We start from the raw sequence: 11,456 nt of genomic DNA, 5'->3' as shown, positions 1-11,456 counted from the left end.
GCCGGATGGTGCCCCACATTCCCTGGGGCCTCATCATCTGCGTGCTGGCGGTGTGCCTCCTGGGCATCTGGAACCTGGCCTCGGCCTCGCGTCCGCCGCTCGCGCCCGTCTGGTCCAGCCAGGCCCTCTACCTGGGGCTGGGCATGGTGGCCGTGCTGGTGGTGTGCCTGGTGGACTACCGGTGGATTCAGCGCATGGCGCTGCCCATCTACGCGGCCAACATCCTGGCGCTCATCGCGCTGCGCTTCTTCGGCCACACCGCCAAGGGCGCGGAGAGCTGGTTCATCATCGGCCCGTTCCGCCTGCAGCCGGCGGAGTTCATGAAGATTGGCGTGGTGCTGATGCTGGCCAAGGTCTACCACGACGACTTCCGGCCCAACGAGCCGTCCTACGGGCTGATGCGCCTGTGGAAGCCGGTGCTCGTCTTCGGCGTGCCCTTCGTGCTGGTGCTGGTGCAGCCGGACCTGGGCACCGCGCTGATGATTGGCCTGACGTCGCTCACCGTCATCCTCTTCGGCAAGGTGCGCTGGTACCTGGTGGCCACGCTGGTCGCGGGAGTCCTCGCGGGCGCCATCATCATCTGGAACGACTACATCCGTGAGGTGCCCGAGCCGCGTCCCACCATCGTCCGGCACCACCTGAAGAAGCACCAGAGCCAGCGCATCTCCGGGTGGTTGGACCCGGAAGCGGACCTGCGCGGCAGCGGCTACCACGCGGCCCAGTCGAAAATCGCGGTGGGCAGCGGCGGCGTCTCCGGAAAGGGCTGGCGCGAGGGCACCCAGACGGGCCTGCGCTTCCTGCCCGAGCAGCACACGGACTTCATCTTCTCCGTGTGGGCGGAGGAGCACGGCTTCGTGATGTGCGTGCTGCTCCTGCTGCTGTATGGCGCCATCTTCATCTTCGGGCTGGGCGTGGGCTTCAACGCCCGCGACAGGTTCGGCGCCTTCGTCGCGGTGGGCGTGGTGGCCATGCTGTTCTGGCAGGTGTTCGAGAACATCGGCATGGTCATCGGCCTGCTGCCGGTGACGGGCATCACCCTGCCGCTGATGAGCTACGGCGGCTCATCCATGATGTCCGTCATGCTCAGCGTCGGCCTGCTCGTGAATATCAGCATGCGCCGGCACATGTTCTGAGCCATCCCCGGATTCCCCGGGGACTCCGGCCGCGCCGTCGCAAGAGGGTGTGAATCACCCCACCATTGCGGGTAGGAAGGCGGTAGCTTTCCGCGCAAGGTGGAGGTGGAGTCATGCAGAGGAAGGTTGCCCAGAAGGGGAGTGGGACGGCCCGCGCCGCGGTGGCGGAGGCGCCAGTGGGGAAGGAATCCCGTCCGGACGCGGGACGGGGGCCGGAGTCCCGCCCGGCGGCGGTGAAGGAGCCCCGCCCGGTGGTGGGAGTGGCGCTGGAGTCCCGCCGGCCCGCCGCGCCTTTCGTCGCGCCCCTCATCGAGATGAACCAGGGCGAGGCCGAGCACCGGCAGTTTCCCCGGGCGCAGCTCGCCACGCGCTTCGAGGTATGGGTGGACGGCGGGGACGGGGAGCGGCGCTTCGCCGCGAGCTTCACCTCGGTGAATGTCAGCGTCAGCGGCGCCTTCCTGGAGAGCACCTTCTACCTCCCGATGGGGACGGTGCTGGGGGTGCGTTTCTCGCTGGAGCCGGGCGCGGCGCCGGTGCAGGCGCGCGCGGAAATCGTCCGGGAGGAGCGCGGCAACGGGCCCGGCGGACGCAGCGGGTTCGGCATCCGCTTCCTCGACTTCAGCGGGCAGACGGAGGTCGCCCTGGCGCGGCTCTTCGTGGGCATGCGCCTGCGGGCCTTCGCGGAGGATTACCTGAAGTCCCAGCGGGCCCGCTCACTGCCCAATGAGGTGGAGCGCGTGGTGGACGTCCTGGCCGCCTGGGAATTGCTCAAGGCCACCACCTCTTCCACGGACCCCTGGCAGGGTACGTAGGGAGAGGGCCGAGCACGTTTCAAAAGTCGAGACACCCTGGCGCGACAGAGGGGTGTGGGGAGCGCCGGGGTATTTGACGCAAGCGAATCGCCCAGGGCCGTGGGCGTATTCCGCGAGCGCCGGGGGGGGCTCAGGCGGGCTTCCCGCCCGCCAGCAGCCGGCGACGCTCCGCCTGGTAGTGCGCCGAGCAGAGCCCCTTCGAGCGCTGCTCCCGGCCACAACCATCCACCGTGCAGCGCCGGTCCGACGACACCAGTCCGTTGCCGGAGAGCATCTTGGGCGGACGGCCCCGGCGGCGAACCGCCACGCCGTTGCCCGCACCATGGGAGACACCGTTGCCACCGAGTGACGGGATGCCGGTGTTGAGCGCCCGCAGCATGCCGCGGCCGATGGCGTCTCCCAGGGCTTCCGCCCAGTTCACCATGGCCGGTGTCAGTGGGACATTGGACAATTCTTTGCGTGGACGTGCCATGAATACTCCGAGTGAAAACGATTAATCAAGACAGACACTGCTATGTGCCTATTTGGCGGGGGACGTCATCGCTGTCAACACAGCCGTGCAGGGTCTGTCGCGACTCGTAAACGATCTCAAAAAATTGGTGACAAGGCTGCAAATGGATACGTATTTCCCGCATGTCCTTGGCTGTGCAGGTGGTGCTTTTCTCGGTTTTATCGTTTTAAAAGGAAGGCAGTGAGACGTATGAGACAGGGCTGTCGGGCGGTCCGTGTGTTCGAGTTTGGGACGCGCCGGGCCCGCGAAGCTCTTCGAGGCGCGCGGAGAGGCGCACGCCTTCAAGAAGAACGAGCTGGGGCGGCGCGCGGAAGAAGAGCGGGGTTCCTTCCGCGCGCTCGAGCCCCGGGCTCGCCGGGACAGCGGACTACAGCGACTTCTTGAGCGCGTCCTCGATGCGCGCCTTCGGCACCGCGCCGACGATCTGCTCCACCACCTTGCCGCCCTTGAAGATGAGCAGCGTGGGGATGGAACGGATGCCGTACTGCTGCGGCGTGTCCTGGTTGTCGTCGATGTTGAGCTTGGTGAACTTCACCTGCCCCTGGTACTTGGAGGCGAGGTCCTCGATGGCCGGGGCAATGGCCCGGCAGGGGGCGCACCAGGTGGCCCAGAAGTCCACCAGCACGGGCTGCTGGGAGTCCAGCACCTGCTGCTTGAAGTCACCATCCCCGATGTTCGTCACGTCAGCGCTTGCCATGCGGTCTCCTTCGGGCCCGTGTCCGGCCAATCCGGCGCGTCCTCTAGTACGCGACCGGTGGCCCTGCAAGGCTCGGCCGGTCATCAGCCCATCTGGCCGCACAGATGCGGACGAATGGGGGGCGTTTCAACCCAATCTCCCGAACCGCCCCCTCCCGGAGGGAGCCTGGTGTAAGCTGGGGGCGTGACGAAGCTCTTCCTGCCCCAGACCCAGCTCGAGGAGTGGGCCCTGGCGGACAAAGCGGACCTGCGCGAGGGCAAGCTGGTGGTCATGGCGGAGGGAGGTGCGACCTTCCCCCTCACCCCGGCGGTGCACTTCGTGCAACTCGTGTCGGGTGAGGACACCCAGGGGCTGGTGGCCCGGGTGAAGACCGAGGAGCAGCTCTCCCGCCTGGGGGCCGAGCAGATGGCCGACTCGGTGCTGGTGGGGGAGAACGCCTATGAGGTCGTTCCGGGGTATGTCACGGAGGTGGCTTCCGCGCCCCGGCCCGAGGGTGGGGAGAAGAAGCCTGACTCCGAGGCGGACCTGCTGGCCGCCTTCATCCTCAACAAGATGGGCTGATTCGCCCGTCTTCAGCGGTTAAGAGCCTGCCCATGAGCCATACGCTGGTCTCGCTCGCCTGCCACGCCTACGGCATCGCCGCCGTGGCCTACCTCGCCTACCTGGTCCGCCAGACGGAGCTGCTGGCCACGGCCGGTCGCGTGTTGGTGGGCGGCGGACTGGCGCTGCACGGCGTGGCCCTGTTCGAGCTGCTCGGTGCCCAGTCGGGGCGGCCGGTGGGGCTGGCCCAGGGCTTCTCCGCGCTGGCCTTCCTCCTGCTGGCCATCTTCCTGGCGCTGGACGTGCGCTACCGCCGGCCCGTCATCGGCGCGTTCCTCACGCCGCTGGCGGTGACGGTGTTGCTGCCGGGCCTGCTGCTGGAGGGCGGCCAGGCGCCGCTGCCCCCGGGTGTGCGCCAGCCGCTCCTGCCGCTGCACATCAGCCTCGCGCTGCTGGGGCTGGCCGCGTTCGCGGTCGCCGCGGGCGTGGGCGTCATGTACATCCTCATGGAGCGGCAGGTGAAGGCCAAGCGCTTCGGGCTGCTCTTCTCGCGCCTGCCCTCGCTGGAGTTCCTGGACACGCTCAACCGGCGGCTGGTGCTGTGGGGCTTCATCGCGCTGTCCATCACCCTGGTGACGGGCACCCTCTTCGTCCTCACCGCGCCCGGCCTGGCCTGGCACTGGGACGGCAAATCGATTGCGACGGTGGTGGCGTGGACCGTCTTCGCCGCGCTGGTGAACGCGCGCATCTTCGCGGGGTGGAGGGGACGGCGCGTGGCGCTGCTCACCATGGCCGGCTTCTGCCTGGTGCTGGTGTCCTTCCTGTCCTCGTACGACCTGACATCGCCGGCGGCGTCGGCCATGAGGTTGCCCTGAGTATGGAGCTCATCTGCATAGGCCTGTCCCACCGGACGGCGCCCCTGACGGTGCGCGAGCGGCTCGCGCTGCCGGAGGCGCGGCAGGTGGAAGTGCTCCAGCGGCTGGCGCAGGCCCCGGTGGAGGCGCTCTGGGTGTCCACCTGCAACCGCGTGGAGGTGTACCTCGCCGCGCCGAACGCGGCGGTGGCCCGGCAGCGCGTGGTGGAGGAAATCCAGGCGCTGGGCGGCCCGGAGGCGCTGGAGCACCTGTACGAGCACCAGGGTGAGAATGCGCTGGTGCACCTGTTCCGCGTGGCGGGCAGCCTGGACTCCATGGTGCTGGGCGAGGCTCAAATCCTGGGCCAGGTGAAGGACGCCTTCGAGCGGGGCCAGGGCGCGGGCTCGGTGCGTGGCGAGCTGACGCGCGCCTGCGCGGCGGCCTTCAGTTGCGCCAAGCGGGTGCGCACGGAGACGGCCATCGGCCGCGCGTCCACGTCCATGGCCGCGGCGGCGGTGCAGCTCGCCAGCAAGGTGTTCGACGGCTTGCGAGACAAGACGGTGTTGGTGGTGGGGGCGGGGGAGATGGGAGAGCTGGCGGCGCGTCACCTGAAGGGCGCGGGCGCCACGAAGCTGTTCGTCACCAACCGCACCCTGGCCCGCGCGGAGGCGCTGGCGGCGGAGGTGGGCGGCGCGGCGCGGCCCTTCGAGGAGCTGTTCTCGCTGCTGGCCGCGGCGGACGTGGTGGTGTGCAGCACGGCGTCACCGGTGCCCATCTTCACGAAGGAGAACGTCGGCGCGGTGGGGAAGTCTCGCAAGGGCCGGCCGCTGTTCATGGTGGACCTGGCGGTGCCGCGCGACATCGACCCGGGCGTGGGCTCGCTGGAGTGGGTGCACGCCTACGACGTGGACGACATCCAGAAGTTCGTCGCGGACAACGCCGCGGCCCGCGCCGAGGAGGCGCAGAAGGCGGGCGTGCTGGTGGCGCAGGAGGTGGCCCGCTTCGTCAAGGAGCGCGCCCTGCGCGAGGGCACGCCGGTGCTGGCCCGCCTGCGCCAGCGCGCGGAGGCCATTGCCCGCGCCGAGGTGGAGCGCACGCTGGGCGCGCTGGGCGACGGCCTCACCGAGAAGCAGCGCAAGAGCATCGAGGCCATGGGCCGCGCCATCGTCAACAAGCTGCTGCACGAGCCCACCTCACGGCTGCGCGCCGTGGGCCCGGAGGGCGAGGGCAACCGGCTGGCCGGCGCCGCCGCGGAGCTGTTCGGGCTGCTGGAAATGGAGGAGGCCGCGTCCGACGCGGCCACTCCCGCCGCCGTATCCGCCGCCGCGGCGCAGGCCGCCACCGGAGTGAAACGATGAAGGCCGTGAGAATCGCCACCCGTCAGAGCCCGCTGGCGCTCTGGCAGGCCCGCCACGTGGCGGCGCTGCTGTCCGCCCGCCACCCCGGCCTGGAGGTGTCCCTGGTGGAGATGACCACCGAGGGGGACCGCTTCCTGTCCGCGCCCCTGTCCGCCGTGGGCGGCAAGGGGCTGTTCGTGAAGGAAATCGAGCAGGCCCTGCTCGACGGCCGCGCGGACCTGGCCGTGCACAGCTTGAAGGACATGACGTCGGTGCTGCCGGAGGGGTTGATGCTCGCGGCGGTGCCGGCGCGCGAGGACCCTCGGGATGCCTTCTGCGGCAGCGCCGGGCTGACGCTGGACACGCTGCCGAAGGGCGCGCGCGTGGGCACGTCGTCGCTGCGCCGCAGCTGCATCCTGCGCTCGGCGCGGCCGGACCTGGACATCGTCAGCCTGCGCGGCAACGTGCAGACGCGTCTGGCGAGGACGCGCGAAATGGGGCTGGCCGGCGCGGTGCTGGCGTACGCGGGCCTCAAGCGGCTGGGCCTGGAGGGCGTCATCACCCAGGTGCTGCCCACCGAGGTGAGCCTGCCGGCGGTGGGGCAGGGCGTGCTGGCGATTCAATGCCGCACGGCGGACGCGGACGTGCGCGGGCTGCTGGCGCCGCTGGAGGACGCCACCACCCGCATCGCTGTGACGGCCGAGCGCGCGCTGCTGGCGAAGCTGGAGGGCGGCTGCACCGTGCCGCTGGCCGGCCATGCCATTGTCGACGGAGGCACCGTGCACCTTCGCGGGCTGGTGGGCCGCCCGGACGGCACACAGGTGGTGCGGGGCGAGGTGCGCGGCCCGGTGGAGAAGGCCCGGGAGCTGGGCGAGGCGCTGGCGGACGACCTGCTTTCGCGTGGCGCCGCGGACATCCTGCGTGATTTCGCTCGCCGCGCGGAGGCCCGGGAGTCCTAGAGTGCCGCCCCGCGTGGAACGGCGACTGGAAGGCATCCGAGTCTTGGTGACGCGCCCGCGTGAGCGGGCCGAGGAGCTGTGCTTCCTGCTGGAGGACGAGGGCGCGGAGGTGCTCAGCGTCCCCCTCCTGGAGCTGCGGCCTCCGGAGGACCCGAGGCCGCTGGCCTCGGCGGCGGAGCACATCCAGCGCTACCGCTGGGTGGTATTCGCCAGTCCCTCCGGGGTGGAGGCGCTGATGGAGGCGCTGCGCGAGGCGGACACGGTGGACCGGCTGTCCCGCGTGAAGGTGGCCGCCGTGGGCCCCCGCACCGCGCGCACCGCGCAGGGCTTTGGCCTGGACGTGGCCGCGGAGCCCGTGGAGGGCACGGGCGCGGCGCTCTTCGAGCTCATCAAGGACTCGCTCCAGCCGGGGGATGAAGTCCTGCTGCCCGCCGCGGAGGAAGGGCGGCGCGAGCTGGAGGACGGGCTGCGCGAACTGGGCGTGCAGGTCACCCGCGTGACGGCCTACCGCTCCACGCCGGCGCCGCTGCCGGAGGACGCACTGGCGCAACTGGAGGCGTCGCCTCCGGACGTGGCGCTCTTCGCCTCGCCGCGCACCGCGGAGGCCTTCCTGGAGGCGGTGGGCCGCGAGCGCCTGGGCGCCGCGAAGGTGGTGGCGATTGGCCCCACCACGGCCGCGGCCCTGGAGCGGCTGGGGATTCCGGCGGCGGCCGTCGCGGAGCGGCCCACTCCGGAGTCGTTCGTGGATGCCGCCGTCCGGGCGGTTCGCGGCTAGACTCCCCGCCCGTCGGCGTGTGGTCCGACGTGGAGGAGTCGAGCGATGATTCGGGGTCTGCCGAGGGGCGCGTGGGCGCTCTGTCTGTTGATGCTGTCCACCACGGCGGTGGCTCAGGGGACGATTACGGACCTGGGCCACCGGGTGCTCAACAACGCGCAGGATCCGCTCCAGTACTACCTGGACGCCCGCGCCAGCCAGCCCGCGGGCAACTCGCTGGACCAGGTGCAGGCCGCGACCGAGGCTGCCTTCAAGGCCTGGGAAGACGTGAGCTGCGCCTGGCCGGCGTTCAAGCTCGCGGGCCGCGCCACCAACGGCAACCCGATGGGCGACGTCGCGGACCCCACGGACCGCTTCACCGTGGTCCCCATCTGGGTGACGAGCGCCAGCGACCCCCGCTACAGGGACACCCTGAGTGGGAGCGACCTGCCCGGCGCCGCCAAGCCGCTGACCTTCGGTGGCTACGTCTACCAGTGCGACATCTACCTCAACGCGGTGGACTACCGCTGGTCCACGCTGGCGACCACGCCCACGGACGCCATGGACCTGCAGACCGTGCTGATGCGAGAGATTGGCCACTGCCTGGGCCTGGGCGACACCTACGACTTCGACCATGGCTCGGCGGTGATGTACGCGGTGCTGAAGACGGGGCAGAACCGGCGTCGGCTCGCGGCCTATGACACGCAGGCGCTCTGCCAGTTCTATCCGCAGACTGGCGCGGTGGGCTCGCCCTGCACGGGGACCTGCTCCAACGGGCTGACCTGTGTGACGGTCCCCTCCACCACCACTGGCAAGCAGGACTTGCAGGTGTGCGCGAAGGGCTGCACCGGCAGCACGCCCGGCGAGTGCCCGGCCCCGTACGTGTGCCGCGACTCCACCCTGGTCTCCGGCTTCACGAAGGCCTGCCTCCCCGCGCTACCGAACTCGCAGACGCCGGTGGGGAGCGCGTGTGATGGAACCCAGGGGAGCTGCCTCACCCCGAACGCGACCTGCATCATGCCCACCGCGCTTCCCTCGGGCCCGGGGAGCGGCTTCGAGCGGTGGGATGACGGGTACTGCACCGAGACGTGCAACGGGCGCGGCACCTGCCCCGGCGGCGCGGAGTGTGCCGACGTGGAGGGGCAGGGCAGGGTGTGCCTGAAGCGCTGCTCCAGCGCGAGCGACTGCCGCCCGGGCTACACATGCTCCCCTCGCCCCGAGGGGGACCTGTGCGTCCCCTCCTGCTACGGCGACGCGGACTGCAGCGGAAGCACCAACTCCATCTGCCGGCTCTGCGACCGCGTCTGCGTGGCGCCCGGAGCCGCCGGGCGGCAGGTGGGTGACGCGTGCACGGCGGACAGCCAGTGCGGCACCAACCAGTACTGCCTCAAGCCCAACGGCAACTCGCAGGGCGTGTGCGCGCAGCCGTGCGCGGCGAATTCCTGCTCATGCCCGAGCGGCACCTCGTGCCGGGTGGTGAGCGCCGACGGGGAGCGGGCGTGCGTGCGTGAGTGCACGCAGGGCACCTGCGCCTCGCCTTTGCAGTGCAGCGCGGTGGAGAGCAGCGCGGCCTGCCTGCCGGCCTGCCGGACCAGCCAGGACTGCCCGCCCAACATGCTCTGTGGCGGCGGGGGCGCCTGCTACGATCCCTCCGCCAGTCCGGACGCGGGCACGTGCGCGCTCTGTGGCGACGCGGGCACTCCGCCGCCGCCTCCTCCCACGGACGGTGGCACGGGAGGCTCGGTGGGCGGGCCGGATGGTTGTGGCTGCCAGGGCGCTCCGGTGTCCGCGGCGGCGTTCCTCGCCGGACTGGTGGGGCTGCTGTGGATGGCTGGAAGGAGACGCACTTGGCACAGGCAGTGAGCGGCGCGGGGGCCCCCCCCACTCCCTCGAAGAGCCGGGATGACTTCACCACGCTCTTCGTGCTGGAGGCGCTGGTTGCCCAGAAGCTGCTGACACCCCAGCAGGCGCAGGAAATCCTCGCCCGCGAGCCCGCCGCGCGCGCCCGCGTCCTCAAGGCGCAGGGCGCCACCGGCGGCAAGGAGGCGGCGCGCTACGACGTGTCGCCGGTGGAGGTGGTGGCCGCCTTCCAGGTGCCCCTGGCCAATGGCCGGGGCGCGCTGGACGAGGACCGCGTCACCGAGGCCGCCGCGCGCGCGGCCGGCATCCCCTACCTGAAAATCGACCCGCTCAAGCTGGACATGGCGCTGGCCACGCGCACGGTGTCCCGCCCCTACGCGCAGAAGCACGTGCTGCTGCCGCTGGAGCGCACCGAGCAGGGCCGGCTGCGGGTGGCGGTGGCCAACCCGTTCGACCGGGAGCTCTTCGAGAACTTCCACCGGCTCACCGGGCTGCCGGTGGAGCCGGTGCTGAGCGCCAAGTCGGACATCCTCAAGTCCATCGCCCACATCTACGGGTTCAACAAGACGCTGGCGCGCGCCGCGGACGACTTCGGCGGCGCGGGGGCCCCGGTCTCCAACTTCGAGCAGCTCGTGTCGCTCAGCGGCACGCAGGAGCTGGAGGCGTCGGACCGGCCGGTGGTGCAGGCGGTGGACTACCTCTTGCGCTACGCCTTCGACAACCGCGCCTCGGACATCCACCTGGAGCCCAAGCGCGGCACCAGCCTGGTGCGGCTGCGCATCGACGGTGTGCTGCACCCGGTGTACTCGCTGCCGGCGCAGGTGCATGCGCCCATCGTCTCGCGTGTGAAGATGCTGGCGCGCATCGACATCTCCGAGAAGCGCAAGCCGCAGGACGGCCGCATCAAGACGGAGCGCGAGGGACGCGAGGTGGAACTGCGCGTGTCCACGCTGCCCACCGCCTTCGGCGAGAAGGTGGTCATCCGTATCTTCGACCCGGAGACGCTGGTGCAGGACATCGCCCAGCTCGGCTTCGAGGCGGACGAGAAGGCCGCCTTCGAGTCGTGGATTGACCGGCCGCACGGCCTCATCCTCGTCACCGGCCCCACGGGCAGCGGCAAGACGACGACGCTCTACTCCGCGCTGAAGGCGCTGGCGGGGCCGGACGTCAACGTCACCACGATTGAAGACCCCATCGAAATGGTGTGGGACGCCTTCAACCAGGTGCAGGTGCAGCCCAAGGTGGGGCTCGACTTCGCGGGGGCGCTGCGCCACATCCTGCGCCAGGACCCGGACGTCATCATGGTGGGCGAGATTCGCGACGCGGAGACGGCGGAGAACGCCATCCAGGCCGCGCTCACCGGCCACCTCGTGCTGTCCACGCTGCACACCAACGACGCGCTGGGCGCGGTGGCGCGCATGAGGGACTTGGGCGTGCCGTCCTTCCTCCTGGCGCAGAGCCTGTTGGGCGTCATGGCCCAGCGCCTGCTGCGGCGGGTGTGCAGCCACTGCGCGGAGGAGACGACGCTGACCCCGGACGAGCTGCTGGCGCTCCAGGCGCCGCTGCCGCTGCTGCCGGGCGGGGTGCGGCTGCTCAAGGGCGCCGGCTGCGTGCGCTGCCGTGGCACCGGCTTCGTGGGCCGCACGGGTGTCTTCGAAATCGTCACCTGCGGCGGAGAACTGAGGGACCTCGTCTCCCGCGAGGCACCCTACGACGCGCTGGTGGACGCGGCCCGGCGCTCGGGCATGCGCACCCTGCGCGAGGCCGCCGTGCGCAAGCTGGCCCAGGGCCTCACCGCCTTCGACGAGGTGGTGCGGATGACGTCGGCCTGAGCCCCCGGGGCCTCGAATGACAACGGCCCGGCCCCTCGTGAGAGGAAGCCGGGCCGCGGTGCTTCTGGAGGCCCGTGCAGGGCCGGAGGACTAACACTACTGCGTCAGGGGTAGGCAGGGGGGAGCGGGCAAGTGAGGGCTGTGCGCCCTGGCCACTATTGCGTTGT

General features: G+C 70.8%; 11 protein-coding genes. 9 read left to right on the top strand and 2 right to left on the bottom strand.

The genetic code is table 11. The features are described 5' to 3' along the window. Positions 1-5: 5 nt before the first annotated feature. Both rodA and K8638_RS10805 read left to right on the top strand, forming a co-directional pair. On the top strand, positions 6-1,133 hold the full coding sequence (gene rodA, locus K8638_RS10810; RefSeq protein WP_223754652.1) for a rod shape-determining protein RodA: 1,128 nt from the start codon (positions 6-8) through the stop codon (positions 1,131-1,133). 113 nt (positions 1,134-1,246) lie between these two features. Then, positions 1,247-1,945 (top strand): PilZ domain-containing protein, encoded by a 699-nt coding sequence (locus K8638_RS10805; protein WP_223754383.1) that lies wholly within the window; start codon positions 1,247-1,249, stop codon positions 1,943-1,945. A gap of 130 nt (positions 1,946-2,075) precedes the next feature. Here the strand turns inward: K8638_RS10805 and K8638_RS10800 are convergent, their stop codons facing one another. Further along, a complete protein-coding gene (locus K8638_RS10800) occupies positions 2,076-2,417 on the bottom strand; it encodes a hypothetical protein (protein ID WP_223754382.1) in 342 nt (113 codons plus the stop codon). Between the two features lie 406 nt (positions 2,418-2,823). Beyond that, a complete protein-coding gene (gene trxA / locus K8638_RS10795; RefSeq protein ID WP_223754381.1) occupies positions 2,824-3,153 on the bottom strand; it encodes a thioredoxin in 330 nt (109 codons plus the stop codon). A 183-nt stretch (positions 3,154-3,336) separates the two neighbouring features. On the opposite strand from trxA, the gene K8638_RS10790 reads away from it, so the two are divergent. The 7 genes from K8638_RS10790 to K8638_RS10760 are packed head-to-tail and all read left to right on the top strand — an operon-like array spanning position 3,337 to position 11,289. Continuing rightward, entirely contained in the window at positions 3,337-3,714 is a 378-nt protein-coding gene (locus K8638_RS10790; RefSeq protein WP_223754380.1) for a hypothetical protein, read from the top strand. 32 nt (positions 3,715-3,746) lie between these two features. After that, the gene (locus K8638_RS10785; protein ID WP_223754379.1) at positions 3,747-4,568 is read left to right on the top strand and encodes an inner membrane protein YpjD; all 822 of its coding nucleotides are present in this window, start codon (positions 3,747-3,749) and stop codon (positions 4,566-4,568) included. Positions 4,569-4,570: 2 nt separating this feature from the next. Next, positions 4,571-5,905, top strand: a complete 1,335-nt coding sequence (gene hemA / locus K8638_RS10780) for a glutamyl-tRNA reductase (RefSeq protein WP_223754378.1) — start codon at positions 4,571-4,573, stop codon at positions 5,903-5,905. Further along, positions 5,902-6,843: a hydroxymethylbilane synthase gene (gene hemC / locus K8638_RS10775; RefSeq protein WP_223754377.1), complete on the top strand. Its 942-nt coding sequence runs from the start codon at positions 5,902-5,904 to the stop codon at positions 6,841-6,843. The genes hemA and hemC overlap by 4 nt, the downstream gene beginning before the upstream one ends. Before the next feature lie 13 nt (positions 6,844-6,856). After that, entirely contained in the window at positions 6,857-7,618 is a 762-nt protein-coding gene (locus K8638_RS10770; protein WP_223754376.1) for a uroporphyrinogen-III synthase, read from the top strand. Positions 7,619-7,663: 45 nt separating this feature from the next. Then, entirely contained in the window at positions 7,664-9,460 is a 1,797-nt protein-coding gene (locus tag K8638_RS10765) for a matrixin family metalloprotease (RefSeq protein WP_223754375.1), read from the top strand. Beyond that, on the top strand, positions 9,445-11,289 hold the full coding sequence (locus K8638_RS10760; protein WP_223754374.1) for a GspE/PulE family protein: 1,845 nt from the start codon (positions 9,445-9,447) through the stop codon (positions 11,287-11,289). The genes K8638_RS10765 and K8638_RS10760 overlap by 16 nt, the downstream gene beginning before the upstream one ends. The last annotated feature ends 167 nt before the right edge of the window (positions 11,290-11,456 follow it).

The sequence above is a fragment of the Myxococcus sp. RHSTA-1-4 genome, from assembly GCF_020037125.1.
Classification (GTDB): domain Bacteria; phylum Myxococcota; class Myxococcia; order Myxococcales; family Myxococcaceae; genus Myxococcus.
Note: the sequence above shows the minus strand (reverse complement) of the source record. Positions and strands in the feature narration are given on the sequence as shown.